This window comes from Jatrophihabitans lederbergiae, from assembly GCF_031845305.1.
Taxonomy (GTDB): domain Bacteria; phylum Actinomycetota; class Actinomycetes; order Mycobacteriales; family Jatrophihabitantaceae; genus Jatrophihabitans_A; species Jatrophihabitans_A lederbergiae.
The window spans coordinates 152,119-172,511 of record NZ_JAVREH010000007.1 but is presented as its reverse complement, the minus strand read 5'-3'; the positions used below and the strand labels follow the sequence as shown (position 1 = coordinate 172,511).

Sequence of the window (20,393 nt, the reverse complement as noted above, 5' to 3'; positions counted from 1 at the left end):
GTGCCTTGGTGAAGGCTGTGGACACCAGCGGACGAGGGAGAAAAGCGATGGCGCACGTCGAGACGTTCCAGCCAGCCGGTTCCGCCGATCGGCCGGGTCGGCTGCCCCGGGGACTGCCGGTGTTCGCGCTGGTGGCAGTGGCGATCCTCGCCTTTCTGGCCGGCGGCTTCGGCGGCTCGTACCAAGCCAAGCTCAGCCAGGTCCAGAAGAACGACAACGCCTCGTACCTGCCTGGATCGGCGGAATCCACGAAGGTCGCCACGGAATCGGCGAGATTCGTTCCGGTGGAGAACATCCCCGGTTTCATCGTGTTCCACCGTCCGAGCGGGCTGACCAGCGCTGACCGTGCCGCAATTGCCAGCGCAGCAGGCGCCATTGCCACCGTGCCGGGTGTCGACCGGACCGCGACCACGCCCACCGACTTCTCAGTTGACGGCACCGCGGCGTCTGTATACGTGCCCCTGGTGGCGAAGGCCAACGGCACACCGGTGCAGGGTGACGCCCTGTCCGCGGCGGAGAAGGGCGTCGTCGCGAGCGCGAAGCTCAAGCTGCCCGCGGGTCTCGAGGTCTATCCGGCGGGTCCGGGCGGAATCCTGTCCGCGCTGCTGGACGCCTTCGGTGGCATCGAGGGCACGCTGCTGTTCGCCGCGCTGGCGGTCGTGGTGGTGATCCTGCTGTTCGTGTACAGATCACCGGTGCTGTGGATCTTTCCCATCGTGTCCGCCGTGCTGGCCCTTGGGTTGTCCTCGATGGTCATCTACTTCCTGGCCGAACATGAGGTGCTGACGCTCACCGGGCAGAGCCAAGGCATCTTGTCCGTGTTGGTGCTGGGCGCCGGAACGGACTACGCGCTGCTGCTCATCTCGCGTTACCGGGAAGAGCTGCACCAGTACCCGAGCCGGTTCGACGCCATGGTGCGGGCCTGGCGCGAATCCGCTCCGGCGATCCTCGCCTCGGGCGTGACGGTCATTCTGGGGCTGCTGTGTCTCAGCTTCTCCGAGCTCAACTCGAACAAGAGCCTGGGACCGGTCGCCGCGATCGGCATCGCCTGCACGCTGCTGGTCATGATGAGCTTTCTGCCGGTGGCGTTGGCCTGCGCCGGGCGCTGGGTCTTCTGGCCACGCAAGCCGCGGGTCGACCACACCCTCGACCTGGCGAGTCACGGCGTCTGGGGACGGATCGCGGCACTGGTCAGCAATCGGCGGCGCGCGGCGTGGATGGCTGCCTCCTTGGTGCTCCTGATCTGCCTGGTGGGTATCGGTTCGCTCTCCACCAACGGCCTCACCCAGACCCAGTCCTTCACCAACAAGCCCGCCGCCGTGCAGGGACAGGCGCTGTATGACGCGAAATTCGACAGGGGCGCCGGAGCACCGGCCGTGATCACGACGGCGGCGGGATCTGTGGACGCCGTGATCACGGCAGTGTCCAAGGTGCCGGGGGTGTCGACCGCACCCGGGGCGGTGTGCGTGCAGCCCGACTACGCCAAGCTCGCCGCGGCGGCGAAGGCGGGTGGTGGGAACCCGAGCGGCGGTGGATCGGTCGGTGGCCAGGCAGGGCCCGGTAGCGGGTGCGTACCGGCCGCGCTGCAGGTGACGCCGATCGACGGCCGAACGGTGGTCAATGCGGAGCTGACGGCCTCCTACGACTCGCCGCAGGCGTACGCGACCGTCACTCGATTGCGCCAGACCGTGCACGCGCTACCCGGAGCGGACGCTCGGGTCGGCGGCAACTCGGCCGCGACTCTGGACGTGCAGAACGCATCGGTGCACGACCGCAACCTGATCATCCCCATCGTGCTGCTGGTGATCTTTCTCGTCCTCGCGTTGCTGTTGCGGGCCATCGTCGCACCGGTGCTGCTGATCATCACCGTGGTGCTGTCTTTCGGGGCGACCTTGGGCGTCTGCGGGTTCGCCTTCCGCCACCTCTTCCACTTCGCTGGCGCGGACCAGTCCTTCCCGCTCTACGCCTTCGTGTTTCTGGTCGCGCTGGGCATCGACTACAACATCTTCCTGATGACCCGGATCCGCGAGGAGACCCGCGAGTTCGGCACTCGATCCGGCATCAGCCGCGGGCTCGCGGTCACCGGTGGCGTCATCACCTCAGCGGGCATCGTCCTGGCCGCGACGTTCGCCGTGCTGGTGTGCTACCCCTCGTCTTTCTTGCCGAGATCGGATTCGCGGTGGCATTCGGCGTCCTGCTCGACACCATCGTCGTACGCAGCATCCTGGTCCCCGCATTGGCCTCAGAGATCGGCAGCAACATCTGGTGGCCGTCCAAACTGGCTCACGGATCCCCCTAGCAACGGCCGCTGGCCTGTGGATAACTTCCGCTGAGTGTCGCCGCAACGTTTTAGCGTGGGGCCATGACGTTCAAGGTGCCGGGTTACCGCGTGAATCAGCTGCTGGGACGGGGAAGTCACGGCGAAGTGTGGTCCGCCCGCGCCAACGGCTCCGGTGAGCTGGTGGCGCTGAAACGGATAGTCACCGCAGACGCCGGCATTGTCACCGCCGCGCGGGCCGAGGCCGCCGTGCTGGCCGCCCTTGACCACCCGAGCCTCATCCAGCTTCGGGAGTTCATTGCCATGGATGCGGCCGTAATCCTGGTGATGGAGCTGGCAAACGCAGGCTCGCTCGCAGGATTGCTGGGCAGGCGAGATCGACTCAGTCCCGGCGAGGTGGCGTCAACGCTCAGTCCGATCGCCGCCGCACTCGCGCACGCTCACCACGAAGGAGTGCTGCACGGAGATGTCAGCGCCGCCAACGTGCTGTTCTCGGAGGCCGGTCATCCGAAGCTGGCCGACTTCGGTGTGGCCAGGATGGTCGGGGGCGATGCCGAGGTCATCGGCACGCCGGCCTACCTCGATCCGGTCATCGCCGCCGGCGGCGTGCCGGGCGCGGCCAGCGATGTGTTCTCGATGGGCGCGGTCGCGCTGCACTGCCTCACCGGCACCGGGCCGTGGCACAGCGGCGGAGCGACCGGCGTCGACGATGTTCTCGCCATCGCGGCCCGCGGGTCGATACCGAATCTGGCTGCCCGGCTTGAGCACTGCCCGCCCGACCTGGCCGCCGTGGTGATCCGGGCTCTGGACCCAGAGCCTTACCGGCGAGGCACCGCCGCCGAGTTCGCCCTGGACCTTCGTGCATCGACGCGGCCGGTGCCGGTGATGCTGACCGGTGGCCGGGTCGTACCCAGGGTTGGGCGGCACTCCCTCGAGGGCAGGCAGGCCAGCATGCTGGCGGGTCGCGGGTCCGGGTCTGCCGCGGGCACCCGTGAAGCTGTCGGCGCACGGTCGGGTGCTGGAGCGTCGGCTGCCGGCCGTGCGGCCACCGACGGACCGGGAGGAGCCGACCCGCTGGCTGCGGGCGTAGCCGGACGACCGATATTTTCGCGTCCGCCGCGGATAACGGCGGGGCCTCCACAAGCCGAGCTGACACACGTGTCCCGGCCACAGGTTCGCCCGCCCGTCGTGGCACCGCGTCACGGCCCACGGTGGCTGCCGGCAGCACTCGCGGGCAGGGCGTGGTGGCTCGGGTTCGGAGCCGTCGTGATCGGTGGCTCGGTGTTGCTGGCCGTAGCCGTAGCCCTCATCGCGCTGCCTCGGCGGCCGGCGAGCATCTCGGCGGGGCGGCCGCCGTCGGGAATCCCCGCCCCGCGCTCCGCAGCGACTGTGGAGGGCAGTGTCGCGTCCGCGCCAGCAACGACGTCCGCGAGGGCTGGGGCGGCAACCGCTCCTGTGCCGCGTGCGCTGGTGGCCGCGCCGGCCGAGGCGGCGAGAATTCTGGCCGCGCTGGATGCGACTCGGTCCCAGGCGTTCGAGTTGCGCCGGCCAGACCTGCTCAACGACGTGTATGGCGTGCCGGGGCTGCTCGAACAGGACACTCAGCAGCTCACCGATCTGGTCCCGCCCGGCTGCGGTGTGACCGGGCTGCGTACGCGCTACCGGGTGCTGTCCGCCTCCCGTTCATCGACCGCGACATCGGCCACCGCGCTCCACGTGAGCGTGACCGCCAGTCTCGGAGCGGGGTCAGTGGTGTGCGGAGGTTCGGTCCACGGGCGGACTCGCGCGGCCGGGCCGGTCGGACTTCGCCTGGTGATCGAGGGCGGAGGTGCTGGTTACCGCATCGTGTCCGAGCGTGCCGACGCTCCGGCGCGATGACCGGCACTGGCAGATCCTCCGCCGACGGGCGTCAGTTCTTCGTAGCCCAGGCGAGCGCCGCGTGCACGTCCTCGTGCTGAAACCGGTAGCCGGTCTGGGACAGCTTCTCGGGGATGACCCGCTGACTCACCAGCACACCCTCGTCGGCGAACTCTCCGAGCGCCAGCCGGAGCGCGAAGGCCGGTCCGGGCAGCAGAGCTGGGCGATGCAGGACTGTGGCGAGCGCCGCGCTGAACTCCTCGTTGCGCACCGGCTGCGGACCCGCGAGATTGACCGGCCCGGTGACCGATTCCGACTCGAGGACGTGACGGATCGCGCCGATCTCGTCGGCCAGGCTGATCCACGCCTGGTACTGCTTGCCGGAACCGAGCTTGCCACCGGCTCCGATCTTGAACAGCGGGACGAGCCGCTTGAGAAGACCGCCGTGTGCACTGAGCACCAGGCCGGTCCGCAGGGTCGCGACGCGGACTCCGGCGTCCACGGCCGGTGTCGTCGCCGCTTCCCACTCCTGAACGAGCTCGGCGAGAAAGCCGGTGCCGGCGGCTGCCGTCTCGGGCAGCGGCAGGTCGCCCCGCTCGCCGTAATAGCCGATGGCGGAGGACGAGAGGAAGGCCCGGGGCCTGTCCGCCTGCGGCAGGCTGGCCAGGGTCGCGGCGATCGTCGCGGTCGGCTGCACCCGGCTGTCCAGGAGCTCGCGCTTGTAGGCCGCGTTCCACCGCTTGTCGCTGATCCCGGCACCCGACAGGCTGATGACCGCGTCCACGCCGCTGAGGGCGGACGGATCGAGCTCGCCGCGGTCCGGGTGCCACTCGATCTCGGATGCCGCGGCCGGGGACCGGCGTACGAGGGTGGTGATGGAGTGACCGTAACCGGGCAGGTCCGCTACCAGCGCGCGACCGAGGAATCCGGAGGCTCCCGCGATGAGCACCTTCATGATCGGCTCCTTCGGGGCACTGCGCCTGCGATGGTCAGCGCGGGCGGGTGCCCACGTTGCGCGAAAGCCGACCGGCCGCGGGTGCCCGATCGGCTTTCGTCAGTCGTTTCGAGGTCAGGCAAGCCCGAGCGCACGCTCGAACGCACCGGCTTCCAGCCGCGCCTTCATGGTGCTGAGAAAGCGTGCCGCGTCGGCGCCGTCGACGATTCGGTGGTCATAGGACAGCGCCAGGTAGACCATCGAGCGGATGGCGATGACCTCGCCCAGGTTGGCGTCCGACACCACGACCGGACGCTTCACGACGGCGCCCGTTCCCAGGATCGCGACCTGCGGCTGGTTGATGATCGGCGTGTCGAACAGCGCGCCGCGGCTGCCGGTGTTCGTCAGCGTGAACGTACCGCCACCGAGCTCGTCCGGGGACACCTTGTTGGTACGGGTCCGCTCGGCCAGGTCGGCGATCTTGCGCGCCACTCCGCCGAGGTTCAGGTCACCGGCATCGTGGATGACGGGCACCAGCAGACCGCGGTCGGTGTCCACAGCGATCCCGAGGTGCTCGGCCTCGTGGTAGGTGACCGTGCCGGCCTCGGTGTCCACCGAGGAGTTCACGTTCGGGTGCTGCTTCAGCGCCTCGACCGCGGCGACGGCGAAGAAGGGCAGGAATGAGAGCTTGACGCCCTCGCGCTTCTCGAAGCCCGTCTTGGCGGCGTCGCGCAGACGCGCGATCCGGGTGATGTCGACCTCGACCACGGTGGTGAGCTGGGCCGAGGTCTGCAGCGACTCCACCATGCGGGCCGCGATCACCTGGCGGAGCCGCGACATCTTCACCGTCTGGCCACGCAGCTCGCTGCCGGGCGCCGACTGTGCGGTGGCAGAACCAGCGGACGGGCCAGAGCTCGCCGAAGGGGCAGAACCAGCCGAAGGAGAAGAGCCGGCCGTTGGAGCAGCGGATGCGGACTTGGCCTGTGCGGCCAGTGCTGCCTCTTCCGCCTGACGCTCCGCGGCGGCATTGGCTGCGCTCAGCACGTCGGACTTCCGGATCCGGCCGCCCACGCCGGTGCCGGTGAGCGAGTTCAGGTCGACGCCGTGCTCACTGGCGAGCTTGCGCACCAGGGGGGTGACGTACGTGCCCGCAACCTCGTCGTCGTCCGCGCCCGCAGGTGCCGTGACAGGTGCGGCGGGTGCCGCAGACGCCGGTGCGGCAGCGGCAGGTGGGGCAGCTGCAGCAACAGCGGGGGCGGCGGCAGGGGCGGCGGCCGCTGGAGCGGGCGCGGACTGTGCGGCGGAAGCCGGTTCAGGGGCAGCAGCCGGCTCGGGCTCGGGCTCCGGTGCTGGCTCGGCAGCAGGCTCCGGGGTCTCGGCGGGAGCCGACGTCGATGAACCCGCTCCGGAAGCTGCGGACGTCTCGCCGGCGTCACTGATCACAGCCAGCTCCACGCCGACCTCGACCGTCTCGTCCTCGGCCACCTTGATCGAGGTCAGGGTGCCGGACGCGGGCGAAGGCACCTCGGTGTCGACCTTGTCGGTCGAGACCTCGAGTAGGGGCTCGTCCGCGGCAACCTCGTCGCCCTCTTTCTTGAGCCAGCGAGTAACGGTTCCTTCGGTCACGCTCTCACCGAGGCGCGGCATGGTCACTGAGACCGGCATGTGTTTCAGGCTCCTTCTGTTCTCGTCAACGCATTGCTCGCCGGCCGTGCACCAGCGGGAGGGAGGTACCGCCGAGGGGTCAGTCGTGGACGTGCAGCGGCTTGCCGGCGAGCAGCAGGTGAGCCTCGCCGATCGCCTCGGACTGGGTCGGGTGCGGGTGGATGAGCTGGGCGACCTCGCTGGGCAGCGCCTCCCAGTTGTAGATGAGCTGCGCCTCCGCGATGAGCTCGCCGACCCGGTCGCCGACGATGTGCACACCGAGCACCGGACCGTCGACCTTCGCGACCAGCTTGACCGACCCCTTGGTGTTGAGGATCGCGCTGCGGCCGTTTCCGGACAGGTCGTAGTTCACGCTCTTGATGCCGTCCGCGCCGTACTTCTCCGCCGCCTGCGCCTCGGTCAGACCGACGGAGGCGACCTCGGGGCTGGAGTACGTGATTCGCGGGACCCCCGCGTAATCGATGGGCACCACCGACAGCCCGGCGATCTGCTCGGCCACCATGATGCCCTCGGCGAACCCGACGTGCGCCAGCTGCAGGGTCGGGATCAGGTCGCCCACGGCGTACACACCGTCGACGCTGGTGCGGCAGTACGGGTCCACGGTGACGAACCCGCGATCCATGGCGATGCCGGCCTCTTCGTAGCCGAGGTTCGCCGATGCCGGACCGCGGCCGACCGCGACGAGCAGCAGCTCGGCGTCGAGCGTCTCGCCGCCCTGCAGCGTCACCCGGACGCCCTCGTCGGTGTGCTCGACCTTCTCGAACCGGGCACCGAGCTTGAAGCCGATGCCCCGGCGGCGGAACGCGCGCTCGAGCAGCTTGGAGTTGGCCTCGTCCTCGAGGGGCACCAGGTGCGGCAGCGCCTCGACGATCGTGACGTCGACACCGAAGGATTTCCAGGCGCTGGCGAACTCGACGCCGATGACGCCACCACCGAGCACGATCGCGCTGGCCGGGACGTGGTCCAGAACCAGGGCGTGCTCGCTCGCGATCACCCGCTGGCCGTCGACCTGCAGGCCGGGCAGCGTGCGGGAGTAGGAGCCGGTGGCGAGGATGACATCGTTGCCGTTGTAGACGTCACCGCCGACGGTTACTTGCTTCGGTCCGGTCAGCCGGCCCTCGCCCTCGACGATTTTGATGCCGCGGCTGCGGATCAGCCCCTGCAAGCCCTTGTGGTTCTTGGAGATGACGCCGTCCTTGTACTTGTGGACGCCCGCCATGTCGATGCCCTCGAGGGTGGCGTTCACGCCGAACTGCGAGCTCTCCCGAGCGGCGTCCGCGATCTCGCCCGCGTGCAGCAGCGCCTTGGTCGGGATGCAGCCTCGGTGCAAGCAGGTGCCACCGACCTTGTCCTTCTCGATCAGCACGACCGACTTGCCGAGTTCGGCGGCGCGCAGAGCGGCCGCGTAGCCGCCGCTTCCGCCGCCCAGGATCACGACGTCGACGTTGTCGGGGGTCCCCTCACCTGCCACTGAAAGATTCTCCCAGCTCCGGAGCTTGTGGCCCCGATAGTTCCTGTTAGGTCGGGCTCTGATCGAGCCGGTCCTATCTTGTCACTCCATGTTGGCCGATGGGCAGTCGGGCGGCGGTTTTCCGCCGGTTCACCGGGCGTCGATGCGATCATCATCACCACGTGCGGCGGACGCCGACACCGCACGGGACGCGACCGACGAGGAGGGCGAGATGGGGCTGTTCGGACGCCGCCGGAAGCGCGGAACCGAGGGCTCGGGAACGGTACGGACGGGGACCTCGGACGACGCCGCGCACCTGGAGGAGTTCATCCGGACACACCTCGGCGTCGAGGCGTTCGTCGAACCGCGCACGACCGTCACCGACACCACGATCATGCTCGTCGCGCACGACGGCGAGTGGACCCGTCGCCGGATAGATGGCCCGAACGGCGCGGTCAACTTCGCCAAGCGGCAGGCCATCCCGCTGTACGACGCTGCCGTCGTCGGATATCCGCAGCGGATGCGCGACTACAACGCGCGAAAGAAATCGGGCTGACGGTGTGGGGATGGCGCACTGGCGGCGCGCCAGAAATCCGGCTGGGTCAGGAGCCGTTCTGGGCGATATCGGTCAGGGCGGCGACGATCGTACGGACGATGGCGCCGGTGCCGCCGCGCTGGTTGTAGCCGGAGGCCGACGTGGCGAAGGCCGGCCCGGCGATGTCCAGGTGCACCCAGTCCAGCCCGTCGGGCACGTAGTTCTTCAGGAAGATGCCGGCGAGCAGCATCGAAGCCCAGCGGTCCTTGGTCACGTTGACGATGTCGGCGACGGGCGAGTCGAGGTTGCTGCGCAGCCGCGGCGGCAGCGGCATCGGCCACAGCGACTCGCCGGCTCCGGTGCCGGCCGCGACGACCCGGTCCCGGAACTCGTCACTTCCCATCGCACCGACCGTCTCGGTGCCCAGCGCGATCAGCTGGCCGCCGGTCAGGGTGGAGGTCTCGATCAGGAAGTCGGGGGAGTCCTCGCAGGCGCGCAGCATCGCGTCCGCGAGGATCAGCCGTCCCTCGGCGTCGGTGTTGTCCACCTCGACCGTGCTGCCGTCACGCATCACCAGCACGTCGGAGGGCCGGTAGGACGTGCCGGACACCGCGTTCTCGGCCATCGGAACGGTGGCGGTGACCGCGACCGGCAGCCGGAGCTTTGCTGCGGCGATCACGGACTCGATCACGGCGGCGGCCCCGGCCATGTCCGACTTCATCTGGGCCATCATGGCGGTCTTGAGGTCCAGGCCACCGCTGTCGAAGGTGATGCCCTTGCCGATCAGCGCGACGCTGCTCTTCGCGCGGGCCGGCTGGTAGCTCAACCGGACGAGCCGGGGCGGCGTGGCGGACCCGCCGCCGACCCCGAGGATGCCGCCGAAGCCGCCCCGCTTCAGTGCCCGCTCGTCCAGTACCTCGACGCTCAGACCGGCGGCTTCGCCCTGCTCCCTGGCGTACGCGGCGAAGGTGACCGGGTTCAGCTCGTTGGCGGGCGTGTTCACCAGGTCGCGGGTGTTGTTCACCGCGGTGGTGACGATCTTGGACCGGCGCAGGGCGGCCCGGGAGCCGGCGTCCGAGGCGTCGGTGACGGCGATGTCGACACGGCGGACCTCGGCCGGACTCGGCGCGGACTTGTACTTGGTGAACCGGTAGCCACCCAGCAGCACGCCGTCGGAGATCGCCTCGACCAGACCGCTGTCGCTCGCGTCGCCGATCGCCACCGCGACCCGACCGCCGGACAGCGCGCGCAGAGCTGCCCCGACGGCGCGCCGCACGCTCTCGGGCTCCAAGGTGTCGGCACTGCCGGTACCCAGCCCGGTGGCCACGATCAGCGGTGTCGCGCTCTTGCCCAGCGTCGGGATCTTCACGACCTCGTCGGCACGGCCGGTCGCCGTCACCGCCTTCAGGGCCGCCAGCAGGACGCCACCCAGCGCTTCGTCCACCGGGCTAGCGCCGGTGGCCAGGGCCACCCCGGCCGGGGTGGCGACGGTGGCCACGACGATCGCGTCGGCCGAGAGCGGAGCGGTGGAGCTGATGAGAGACACCGATGTCATGCGGGTCACTCTATGGGAGCCCGCTGGGTGCGCAGCGTGAGGTCGTCCACCCGGTTACCGGCCCGCGCCGTGGCTCGGCTATGGCCCGCGCCATAGCCGAGCGGAGCAGCGGTCCCATGTCGGCCGGTATCGGTACCGTTGCCGCCATGACTGACCTGCGCCGTTCGCCGCTGCACGATCGACACGTCGATCTGGGTGCCAAGCTCGCCGATTTCGGGGGCTGGGAGATGCCTATCGAATACAGCGCCTCGGGTGGCGGCGTGCTGGCCGAGCACACGGCGGTACGGCAGGCGGTCGGGGTCTTCGACGTCTCGCATCTCGGCAAGGCCACCGTCGCGGGGCCCGGAGCCAGGGCCTTCGTGGACTCCTGCCTGACCGCGGATCTGTCCAAGATCGGCCCCGGCCAGGCCCAGTACACGCTGTGCTGCGCCGAGGACGGCGGCGTCATCGACGACGTGTTCAGCTACCTGGTCAGCGACGACGAAGTCTTCCTGATGCCGAACGCCGCCAACGCCGACGAGGTGATCGGCCTGATCGCCGCCGCCGCGCCGGTGGGCGTGACCGTCACGAACCAGCACGAGAGCTTCGCGGTGATCGCCGTGCAGGGGCCGAGGTCCGCGGACGTGCTCGCCGCGCTGTCCCTTCCCACCGAGCTGGACTACGTCTCGTTCGTCGACGCCGACTTCGACGGCCGTCCGGTGCGCGTCTGCCGCACCGGCTACACCGGCGAGCGCGGCTACGAGCTCATTCCCGGCTGGGACGGGGCCGTGGCGCTGTGGGACGCGCTGGTAGAGACAACCCGCGCGGTCGGCGGCATGCCGGCGGGGCTCGGCGCTCGGGACACCCTGCGCACCGAGATGGGCTACCCCCTGCACGGGCAGGACCTGTCCCGCGACATCACTCCGGTGCAGGCCGGCTCGTCGTGGGCGGTCGGCTGGAAGAAGCCGGCGTTCTGGGGCCGCGACGCGCTGCTGGCCGAGCGCGCCGCCGGCCCGGCCCGGCGGCTGCGGGGGCTGCTGGTCACCGACCGCGGCGTGCCGCGCGGGCACATGCCGGTGCTGGACGCCGAGGGCACCGTGATCGGCGAGACGACGTCCGGCACGTTCTCACCGACACTGAAGCAGGGGATCGCGCTGGCCCTCGTCTCCACGGCCGCCGGCGTTTCCGAGTCTGCCGACGTCGCGATCGAGGTCCGCGGCCGCAAGCTCGCCGCCACGGTGGTGTCGCTGCCGTTCGTGCCCTCGCACGTGCGCTGACCGTCGTCAGTGGGTGCTGAGCGTGATCAGCGCGATGGCGGTGGCGGTCTCGCAGCCTGCCCCGAGGACGTCGCCGGTGACCCCGCCGAGGCGACGAAGCACCTGCCGCAGCAGCAGCGCCACCGCCCCGCACGGCAGCAGCACCGCCAACACGCCCCGCGACCACCCGGATGGGGCTGCCAGCACAGCGGCCCCGCCGAGGACCAGCGCCCAGGCCAGGCAGCCAGCCGGAGCGACCGTGCCGGCCACCAGCGCGCCGAGGCCGTCCGGCCGGGCGGCGGGTATTCGCCGCAGGCAGCAGATCGGGATCGCGAGCCGGCCGAGGCCCAGGGCCAGGACGATGGCCGCCCAGCGCCGGTCAGCCAGCAGCCCGGTCAGCGCGGCCGCCTGCAGCAGCAGCACGAGGACCACCGCGGCCGCTCCCAGCGGGCCCACCTCAGGGGACCTCATGATGTCCAGGGCCCGCTCGCGCGGACGGTAGGAGGCCAGCGCGTCGACGGTGTCCGCCAGGCCGTCCAGGTGCAGGCCGCGGCTCAGCATCGCAAGCGCGGCGACCAGGACGGCTGCCGCGGTCAGCGGATCGAGGACCTGGAGCAGGCACCACCCGGCGCCGGCAAGGACAGCCCCCAGACACAGGCCGACAGCCGGAGCCAACGCCATTGCCACCCGGGCCACCGCCCGGTTGACCGGTCCGGCGCGCAGCGGCAGCACCGTCAGGGTCGTCAGGGCCAGCCGGACGCCGGCCCGGACCAGGCGGCTCCCGCGCACGGTCGGCTCCGGAGCCGGACCGGACGGTTCGGCTGGCTCGCCGCTCACGGGTGTCCCGTCACGCCGGGTCGAACCCCGTCGACACACTCGTGGATACAGCCGCCTCGTCGAAGGTCGACATCTCGGCGAGGGTCCGGGTGGCGGCGCGCAGGATCGGCAACGCCACCAGCGCGCCGGTGCCCTCGCCGAGCCGCATACCGAGGTCCAGCACCGGCGTCAGCCCCAGCCGGCGCAGCGCCAGGTCGTGCGCCGGTTCGGCGGACAGGTGGGCGGCCTGGAACCAGCGGACCACCCGCGGATTGCCCAGCTGGGCGGTCAACGCCGCGGCGCTGACAACCAGCCCGTCCAGCAGAACGGGGGTGCGCCGGTTCGCCGCCTGCAGCAGAAAGCCGGTCATCGCGGCAAGATCCGCGCCGCCGGCGATGGCGAGCAACCGGGATAGGTCATCGCGATGCGGCCAGGCGCGGCGGCGGGCGTCCCGGATGGCCGCGCACTTGCGGATCCAGCCGGCGTCATCGATCCCGGTGCCCCGGCCGACCACCTTGATCGGCTCGGTATCGGTGAGCACCGAGACGAGGACCGACGCCGGCGTGGTGTTGCCGATGCCCAGGTCACCGGCGATCAGCAGTTCGACACCGGCGTCGATCTCCTCGTCGGCTACCCGGATCCCGGCCTCGATCGCGCGCTCCGCCTCGTTCGCGGTCAGGGCGTCCTCGGTGTCGATGCGACCGGTGGAGCGCCTGACCTTGTACCGGGAGATGTCGGACCTGGACACTTCCTGGGAAGTGTCGGCGTCGACGGACATGTCCACCAGCCGCACCCCGGCGTCGGCAGCGGCGGCGAGCACGCTGACGGCGGCGCCACCGGCGAGGATGTTGCCCACCATCTGGGCGGTGACCTCCGCCGGGTAGGCGGACACTCCGGCGGCGGCGATGCCGTGATCACCCGCGAACACCACGACGCGGGTGCGCTCGAAGGAGTGCGGCGGGCACCGGCCCTGGACGCTCGACGCCCAGATCGACAGCTCCTCCAGCAGCCCGAGCGACCCGGCCGGTTTGGTCAGTTCCGCCTGCCGCACCTTCGCCGCGTGGGCGCTGTCGGAGTCGGGATAGTCGATGCCGTCCAGTGCGGCCTGCAGCGGTGTTCTGGGGGCTTCGGTCATCGACTCTCTCCACAATCCTCGGAGTCTTCAGAATCCGCGGGCCGGGCCGGCGGCGGCCGCAGCCAGAGTGGCAGCCCGGCCACCACCAGGACCACCTCGTCGGCGTCGGCGGCCAGTGCGGTGTTGAGCCTGCCGAGCTCGTCGCTGAACACCCGTCCGGCCCGGGTCGCCGGATGGACGCCGCTGCCGACCTCGTTGCTCACCAGCACCACCGTGCCGGAGCAGCACTGCCAGGCGCGCACGAGCTCGTCGGCCCGCTGCCGCAGGCCCGCGAGGTGGCCGTCCCAACCGCCGGTGTCATCGATCGTCCGCGAGAGCCAGTTGCCCAGGTCCTCGATCAGGACGGGGGCGCGCACGGATTCCAGCACGCCGGCAAGGTCCAGGGTCTGGACGGTTCGCCAGTGCGCCGGACGCCGCGCGCGGTGCAGCGCGATCCGCTCGGCCCAGTCGGCGTCATCGCGCTCCGCGGCGGTCGCGACGTAGCGCACCTCGGCGCACTCGTCGAACTGACGCTCGGCCCAACTGGACTTGCCGGAGCGGGCACCGCCGAGCACCAGGGTGCGCCGTCGCGCGGTCATCGCCAGACCTCCGGAAGTGGTGCCAGCGGATTGGGGCTGGCGGTTCCGCGACCTTAGCAACCCGGCGCGCGGCCACCGCTGCCGTGATCGTCCGCACGCTAGCGTGTAGCGGCGCTGCCTCTCGGCGGCCGCACCGGCGAACAGCGAAGGAAGTGGCCCGCGATGGCATGGACGTGGCAGTACGAACCCGACAACACCGGGGCAGCGCCCGCCGACGACTTCGCCAGCCAGTCCGACGCCGAGAGCTGGCTCGGTGAGGCGTGGCGCACGCTGGCGGAGGCCGGGGTGGCGGGGGTGACCCTGGTGCACGACGGCACGGCAGTGTACGGCCCGATGCCACTGTCGGAGTAGCACTGTCGGAGTAGCACTGTCGGAGTAGCACTGTCCGAGCAGCACTGTCCGAGCAGCACTGTCCGAGCAGGCGGGGCAGGGTGGCAGCCGCCGCGCACGGCGGCATAGGGTCGAGATCATGGAATTCAGATACCTCGGAAACAGTGGACTCAAGATCTCGGCGATCACCTACGGCAACTGGCTCACGCACGGTTCCCAGATAGAGAACGAGGTCGCGACCAGCTGCGTGCGGGCTGCGCTCGAAGCCGGCATCAGCTCCTTCGACACGGCGGACGCCTACGCCAACACCAAGGCTGAGACGGTGCTGGGCGAGGCGCTCAAGGGCGAGCGGCGTGAGTCCCTGGAGATCTTCACCAAGGTGTACTGGCCGACCGGACCCGGCGGTCACAACGATGTCGGCCTGTCCCGCAAGCACATTATGGAATCCGTCAACGGCTCGCTCAGCCGACTGCAGAGCGACTACGTGGACCTGTACCAAGCGCACCGCTACGACACCGAGACCCCACTGGAAGAGACGATGCAGGCCTTCGCCGACGTCGTCCGCTCCGGCAAGGCGCTCTACATCGGGGTCAGCGAGTGGACGGCCGACCAGCTGCGCGCCGGTCACGCGCTGGCCAAGGAGCTCGGCTTCGGCCTGATCTCGAGCCAGCCGCAGTACTCGATGCTGTGGCGCGTCATCGAGGATGAGGTGGTTCCGACCTCGCGGGAACTCGGCATCGGCCAGATCGTGTGGTCCCCGATCGTGCAGGGCGTCCTCACCGGGAAGTACCGGCCGGGGCAGGCCCCGCCGGAGGGCTCCCGTGCCACCGATACCAACGGTGGCGCCGACATGATCAAGCGCTTTATGAACGACGACGTGCTCACCCGGGTTCAGCAGCTGCAGCCGGTGGCCGACGAGCTGAACCTGACGATGGCCCAGCTCGCCGTGGCCTGGGTGCTGCAGAACGACAACGTCTCGGCCGCCCTGGTGGGTGCGTCACGCCCCGAGCAGGTCGCCGAGAACGTCAAGGCCGCCGGAGTGCGGATTCCGGACGAGGCGCTCAAGCGCATCGACGAGGTGCTGGGCGATACCGTCGTGCGTGATCCGGCCAAGACCGCCGAGAACGCGCCGACCAGCCGTCCCGCGTAACTGAGCGGCTGCCTAGATCTTGTCGCCGGGCTCCACGGCCGGCATCGGCCGGCGCCAGCTGCGCCGAAAGTACGCCCGGCTGCCGGCGTAGAAGCCGAGCGAGATCGCGGACTCCTTGGTCTGCATCCCGCGCTCCAGTGCCAGCTTGCGGATGCGGCTGCCTGCCAGCATCCATTCCGCGAGCAGCAGCGCGAACAGCGCCAGTGTGATGATCTGCAGCGGTCGGATGACGTAGCCGATGAGCATCAGCGGAAAGAGCAGCAGCAGGTAGTTGGAGGCCATCCGCCGGGAGTCGACGTAGTCGCGGGCCAGCGCCCGGACCGGTCCCTGGTCGCGGCGCGGCAGCACCCGCGGGTCACCGGTCTTGAGCGCTTGCTTGTACTCGGCGGGGGAGAGCTTCTTCTGGCCGGCGACCTTTGCCTTGGCGCCTTGCTGCTTCTGCCAGGCCATCGCCTCTTTGCGCGTGCGAGGCGCGGGCGGCGGCGGTACCGAGGCGGTGCGCCGCTTCGGCGTGGGCCGTCCCTTCGACGCTCCCGGACCGGATGCGACGACCTCGGGCGGCTCGATCTCGACACTGGTGGCGGTGCCCTTGCGGCGTGGCAGCTTCAAGGATCCATGCTTTCTGGTTCGGCCGTTACGGATGGTGTACGCCGTTTACGGACGGTGGCACAGGACGCGGCGGCGCCGGAACCAGCTTGTTGAGCAAAGCCCCGTCAACGTGTGTTGAACCGCCTGACCCCGCACTGCGTATGCATCCTTAGAGCACGCACTGCCGGGTCACGGCTAACAGTCTGCCTCCTGGGGGGCTCGAAGTCGGCATGGGGCCGTGCGGAAGGCGGCGCGTGCCGTTCCGCAGGCAGGGCGCGCGATCAGTTCGCCTTGCTGTTCGCCTCGCCGCGAGAGGACGCGATACCAATGAGCAACATCGAAACAGTCCGTGGGCGTCGCTACGAGTCCGCCCGGCCACGACGCGGAAACAGCTGGGCGGTCGTGCCGCTGCGACTGTTCCTGACCGCACTTTTCCTGTTTGCCGGCTACGCCAAGCTCGTCTACCCCGGGTTCTTCGACCCCGCGTCGCCCACCGGTCTAAAGGCCTCGGTTGACGCCGCCAGGAACGGCACTCCCATCGGGGCGGCGCTGGGCCCGCTGAGCGACCACCCGTCGCTGCTCGGCCATGTCACGGCGTTCGCCGAGATCGCCATCGGACTCGGACTGCTGGTGGGGCTGCTGACCCGCATTGCCGCGCTGGGCGGGATGGTGCTCGCCGCCATGATCGTGCTGAGCATCGACTGGGGTGGCGTGAAGCAGTACACCGGCTCCAGCGGCTGGTTCACCTCGGTCGACCTCGCGGTCGCGGCCGGGCTGTCGGTGTTCCTGCTCGGGGGTGCCGGTCCGCTGTCGCTGGACTGGCTGATCTCCAGGGCACGGGCCAAGTACAACGCCCGCGACGATGACGAGCCGAGCTTCCGGGACTCCGAGCTGGAGGATTCCCGGCGCCGGTTGCAGGGCGAGCCGCCGTCGGCACAGTGGCGCGACAACCGGACGGAGCAGCTGCCCGTTCCGCGTCGGCCGGAGCAGCCGGTCGGCGAGCGGGCTGAGCGTTCGGGAGCCACCCGGATCGAGCAACCGGCGCCCGCGCCTGAGGGGAACTCGCTGTGGGATGAGGACCGGCGCGATTCCGACCAGTAGTGTGCTGGTGGTTCGGGCCGTACTATCGGAAATAGCAGCGGGACCGCAGAAGTTGTCGATATCGAACCGCTGCAGCTACGCCTGGCAACACGCACGTCTGGACAACGCAACGCATACCGCTGAGCTCCGGCTCATCAGCACAAGTTTGGGGACCGAATGACTGCCACCGAGATTTCCATCACCACGCCGGGCGCCGACACCGCGCCGCTCGCCCTGACCGACGCGGCAGCGCTGAAGGTTCGCGAGCTGCTCGACGCCGAGGGACGCAGCGACCTTCGCCTGCGTGTCGCGGTCCAGCCGGGGGGTTGCGCCGGCATGCAGTACCAGCTGTTCTTCGACGAGCGCGCGCTCGACGGCGACATCGCCATCGACCAGCCGCTGAGCGGAGCCGAGGGTACGGTTCCCCTGGTCGTCGACCGCACCAGCGTGCCGCTCCTCGTCGGCGCCACCATCAGCTACACCGACACCATCGAGAAGCAGGGTTTCGAGATCGACAACCCGAACGCCGGCGGCGGCTGCGCCTGCGGTAACTCGTTCTGCGGCTGAGTCTCTCTCGTTCGCCAAGGCACTTCTCCGCTTTCCGACGGGCGTCACCCCACTCCGACAGGGGTGCCGGTGGCGCCCGTTGCGTATCCGCCGGGCCGCGCCGTCCGGGTCGGCCTGTGCCACTGCGGGGCAGTAGCCCAGGTAATCTGACGGATATGCCTGTCCTCCTCTCCGGGTCCATCGCGACCGACCACCTGATGCACTTTCCTGGCCGGTTCTCAGAGCAGTTGCTCGCCGACCAGCTCCATCAGGTTTCTCTGAGCTTCCTCGTCGACGACCTCGTGGTTCGCCGCGGCGGTGTGGCCGCCAACATCGCGTTCGGAATGGGTCAGCTCGGCGAGCGCCCCATTCTGGTCGGCGCGGTCGGCCGGGACTTCGCCGATTACCAGGCGTGGCTCGAGCGCAACGGCGTGGACTGTGAGTCCGTGTACGTCTCGGACGAGCACCACACGGCACGTTTCGTGTGCACCACTGATGAAGAGATGTGCCAGATCGCGTCCTTCTACGCCGGGGCGATGAGCGAGGCACGCAACATCGAGCTGAAGCCCGCCGTCGAGCGGACCGGCGCCGACCTGATCGTCATCAGCGCCGACGATCCCGCCGCGATGGTCCGTCACTCGGTAGAGGCCCGCGAGCGCGGGTACCGCTTCGCCGCGGACCCGTCCCAGCAGATCGCCCGGATGACCGGCGACGAGCTGCGCGGCCTGGTCGAGGGCGCCGAACTGCTGTTCACCAATGACTACGAGAAGAACCTGCTCGAGTCCAAGGCCGGCCTGTCCGAGGGGGATGTGCTGGCGCAGGTGCATGTCCGGATCACCACGCAGGGCAAGGACGGCGTCGAGATCGTCGGCCGTGACATCGAACGGGTGCACGTGCCGGTGGCCCGTGAGCGCGCCAAGATCGATCCGACCGGTGTCGGCGACGGCTTCCGCGCCGGCCTGCTGTCGGCCCGCACCTGGGGACTGTCCTGGGAGCGGTCGGCCCAGGTCGGCAGCCTGCTGGCGACGCTGGTGCTCGAGACGGTCGGCACCCAGGAGTACCAGGTCAAGCCGGCCGACTTCGCGGAGCGGCTCGCGGAGTCCTACGGGGACGAGGCCGCCGCCGAGGTGCTGCCGCTGCTGGGCAGCTGAGAATCATGCTGGGCAGCTGACCGCGAGCCCTGGCGTCCGGTCGATGCGAACCTAGGCTTTATGACACATGCTGGAGGAATGACAGACGCGTGGAGAGTGGACAGCAGCTATCTCGACGGTGATGACCAGGAACAGGGCGGCCCAGGGGCGTGCGCTGAACCTCGCGCCGCTGGTCGATCGCGACCGGGTGTGGCCGCTGAAGCGGGCCGCCCTGGAGGCGATCTTCCAGGCCGCTCCGCCGGGAGCGGACTTCCGGCGCTGGCAGGCCGGGCAGGGCCAGGGGCTTGCCGAGTTCGCGACCTGGTGCGCGCTGGCCGACCGGCACGGCTCGACGTGGCGGGAGTGGCCCGACGAGGTGCGCCGTCCGGACGGCCCCGGAATCGCCGAGTTCGCGGATAGCGCCCGAGCGGAGATCGACTTCCACGCCTGGCTGCAGTGGTTGATCACGCAGCAGCTGGACAGCCTCGACGAGCAGGTCGCCGTGGTCCAGGACCTGCCGATCGGGGTGGACCCGTCCGGCGCGGACGCCTGGGCGTGGCAGGACCTGCTGGCCGACGGGGCCGGGGTCGGTGCTCCGCCGGATGCCTTCAATGCCGGCGGTCAGGACTGGGGCATGCCGCCGTTCATCCCGTGGCGGTTGCGCCAGGCCGACTACCAGCCGTTCATCGACTCCATCCGGGCAACCCTGACCCGCGGCGGCGGGCTGCGGGTGGATCACGTGATCGGGCTGTCCCGGCTGTGGTGGATTCCGAAGGACCAGCCGGCGACGCACGGCGGCTACGTCCGGTATCCACTGGAGGATCTGCTCGACATCGTGTGCCTGGAGAGCGTCCGCGCCGGCGCCGTGGTCGTCGGCGAGGACCTCGGCACGGTGGAAGAGGCCGTCCGGGACGCGATGCGCGACCGCGGCATCCTGTCCAGCGAGGTGTTCTGGTTCGAGTCCGACCCGCCGTCGGAGTGGCCGCCCGCCGCGATGGCCAGTGTGAGCACCCACGACCTGCCGACGGTGGCCGGCATCTGCTCCGGTACGGATCTCGCTGACCAGCTCGAGCATGGGGTCCGGGCGACCGAAGCGCGCCAGGACGAGATGCGCTCGCTGCTGCTGGAAGCCGGTGTCAAACCGGCCGACGACGACGAGACCGCGGTGCAGCCCGCCTATGCCGCCCTGGCCGAATCGGAGTGCAGGCTGCTGGCGGCCTCACTGGACGACGCCCTGGCGGTCCGGGCGCGCCCGAACGTGCCGGGTAGCACCGATCGCGAGAACTGGTGCCTGGCGCTGCCGGTGCCCCTCGACGTACTGCAGAGCCAGCCGCTCGCGCGGCAGATTGCGGGGACGCTGGAGCGGGCGGTGACAGCCGAGGACGGGTGGCCGAGGTGATAGCCCTGGCCGTAGTGGATGCCCAGGCGCTCCAGGGTGGCGAGCTCGGCGACCGTCTCGATCCCCTCGGCCACCACCAAGGGCATCGGTGGTGAAGGCGAAGGCGGCGAGCGCGGCAGCCAGCGCCTGCCG

17 protein-coding genes and 1 pseudogene are annotated in these 20,393 nt (G+C 70.1%); 10 read left to right on the top strand and 8 right to left on the bottom strand.

Translation table 11 applies throughout. From position 1 onward, the window contains the following. Positions 1-47 precede the first annotated feature (47 nt). Together RM423_RS08335 and RM423_RS08330 are read left to right on the top strand one after the other, a co-directional pair. Positions 48-2,299, top strand: a pseudogene (locus tag RM423_RS08335) (MMPL family transporter). A 63-nt stretch (positions 2,300-2,362) separates the two neighbouring features. Next, positions 2,363-4,156: a serine/threonine protein kinase gene (locus RM423_RS08330; protein WP_311422556.1), complete on the top strand. Its 1,794-nt coding sequence runs from the start codon at positions 2,363-2,365 to the stop codon at positions 4,154-4,156. 31 nt (positions 4,157-4,187) lie between these two features. Here the strand turns inward: RM423_RS08330 and RM423_RS08325 are convergent, their stop codons facing one another. From RM423_RS08325 to lpdA, 3 genes are all read right to left on the bottom strand, one after another. Further along, complete coding sequence (locus tag RM423_RS08325) at positions 4,188-5,090, bottom strand: TIGR01777 family oxidoreductase (protein WP_311422555.1); 903 nt, start codon at positions 5,088-5,090, stop codon at positions 4,188-4,190. 114 nt (positions 5,091-5,204) lie between these two features. After that, positions 5,205-6,734, bottom strand: a complete 1,530-nt coding sequence (gene sucB / locus RM423_RS08320; protein WP_311422554.1) for a 2-oxoglutarate dehydrogenase, E2 component, dihydrolipoamide succinyltransferase — start codon at positions 6,732-6,734, stop codon at positions 5,205-5,207. 79 nt (positions 6,735-6,813) lie between these two features. Further along, entirely contained in the window at positions 6,814-8,205 is a 1,392-nt protein-coding gene (gene lpdA, locus RM423_RS08315) for a dihydrolipoyl dehydrogenase (protein WP_311422553.1), read from the bottom strand. A 211-nt stretch (positions 8,206-8,416) separates the two neighbouring features. On the opposite strand from lpdA, the gene RM423_RS08310 reads away from it, so the two are divergent. Next, positions 8,417-8,740, top strand: coding sequence for a hypothetical protein (locus RM423_RS08310; protein ID WP_396327650.1), 324 nt, complete (start codon positions 8,417-8,419; stop codon positions 8,738-8,740). A gap of 46 nt (positions 8,741-8,786) precedes the next feature. Here the strand turns inward: RM423_RS08310 and RM423_RS08305 are convergent, their stop codons facing one another. Then, positions 8,787-10,274 (bottom strand): leucyl aminopeptidase, encoded by a 1,488-nt coding sequence (locus RM423_RS08305; protein ID WP_311422551.1) that lies wholly within the window; start codon positions 10,272-10,274, stop codon positions 8,787-8,789. Between the two features lie 146 nt (positions 10,275-10,420). Here RM423_RS08305 and gcvT point away from each other — a divergent pair, with 146 nt between their 5' ends. Next, entirely contained in the window at positions 10,421-11,530 is a 1,110-nt protein-coding gene (gene gcvT, locus RM423_RS08300; protein WP_311422550.1) for a glycine cleavage system aminomethyltransferase GcvT, read from the top strand. Between the two features lie 6 nt (positions 11,531-11,536). On the opposite strand, the gene RM423_RS08295 is transcribed toward gcvT, so the two are convergent. Genes RM423_RS08295 through cobU form a run of 3 tightly spaced genes read right to left on the bottom strand, consistent with a single transcriptional unit; the run spans position 11,537 to position 14,038 of the window. After that, positions 11,537-12,298 (bottom strand): adenosylcobinamide-GDP ribazoletransferase, encoded by a 762-nt coding sequence (locus RM423_RS08295; protein ID WP_396327649.1) that lies wholly within the window; start codon positions 12,296-12,298, stop codon positions 11,537-11,539. Between the two features lie 58 nt (positions 12,299-12,356). Beyond that, positions 12,357-13,460 carry a nicotinate-nucleotide--dimethylbenzimidazole phosphoribosyltransferase gene (cobT, locus tag RM423_RS08290; RefSeq protein WP_311422548.1) on the bottom strand — a complete coding sequence of 368 codons (1,104 nt, stop codon included), beginning with the start codon at positions 13,458-13,460 and terminating at the stop codon, positions 12,357-12,359. Further along, complete coding sequence (gene cobU / locus RM423_RS08285) at positions 13,457-14,038, bottom strand: bifunctional adenosylcobinamide kinase/adenosylcobinamide-phosphate guanylyltransferase (RefSeq protein WP_311422547.1); 582 nt, start codon at positions 14,036-14,038, stop codon at positions 13,457-13,459. The genes cobT and cobU overlap by 4 nt, the downstream gene beginning before the upstream one ends. A gap of 162 nt (positions 14,039-14,200) precedes the next feature. Here cobU and RM423_RS08280 point away from each other — a divergent pair, with 162 nt between their 5' ends. Together RM423_RS08280 and RM423_RS08275 are read left to right on the top strand one after the other, a co-directional pair. Further along, the gene (locus RM423_RS08280; protein WP_311422546.1) at positions 14,201-14,389 is read left to right on the top strand and encodes a hypothetical protein; all 189 of its coding nucleotides are present in this window, start codon (positions 14,201-14,203) and stop codon (positions 14,387-14,389) included. Between the two features lie 118 nt (positions 14,390-14,507). Next, positions 14,508-15,518 carry an aldo/keto reductase family protein gene (locus RM423_RS08275; RefSeq protein ID WP_311422545.1) on the top strand — a complete coding sequence of 337 codons (1,011 nt, stop codon included), beginning with the start codon at positions 14,508-14,510 and terminating at the stop codon, positions 15,516-15,518. Between the two features lie 12 nt (positions 15,519-15,530). Here RM423_RS08275 and RM423_RS08270 read toward each other — a convergent pair whose 3' ends face one another. Further along, positions 15,531-16,127 carry a DUF3043 domain-containing protein gene (locus RM423_RS08270; RefSeq protein ID WP_311422544.1) on the bottom strand — a complete coding sequence of 199 codons (597 nt, stop codon included), beginning with the start codon at positions 16,125-16,127 and terminating at the stop codon, positions 15,531-15,533. A gap of 306 nt (positions 16,128-16,433) precedes the next feature. On the opposite strand from RM423_RS08270, the gene RM423_RS08265 reads away from it, so the two are divergent. The 4 genes from RM423_RS08265 (at position 16,434) to RM423_RS08250 (ending at position 20,261) form a co-directional block, all read left to right on the top strand. Further along, positions 16,434-17,207, top strand: a complete 774-nt coding sequence (locus RM423_RS08265) for a DoxX family protein (protein WP_311422543.1) — start codon at positions 16,434-16,436, stop codon at positions 17,205-17,207. A 156-nt stretch (positions 17,208-17,363) separates the two neighbouring features. After that, positions 17,364-17,753: a HesB/IscA family protein gene (locus tag RM423_RS08260; RefSeq protein ID WP_311422542.1), complete on the top strand. Its 390-nt coding sequence runs from the start codon at positions 17,364-17,366 to the stop codon at positions 17,751-17,753. Between the two features lie 155 nt (positions 17,754-17,908). After that, on the top strand, positions 17,909-18,883 hold the full coding sequence (locus tag RM423_RS08255; RefSeq protein WP_311422541.1) for a carbohydrate kinase family protein: 975 nt from the start codon (positions 17,909-17,911) through the stop codon (positions 18,881-18,883). Positions 18,884-19,004: 121 nt separating this feature from the next. Then, positions 19,005-20,261, top strand: coding sequence for a 4-alpha-glucanotransferase (locus RM423_RS08250; protein ID WP_311422540.1), 1,257 nt, complete (start codon positions 19,005-19,007; stop codon positions 20,259-20,261). Positions 20,262-20,393: the final 132 nt, after the last annotated feature.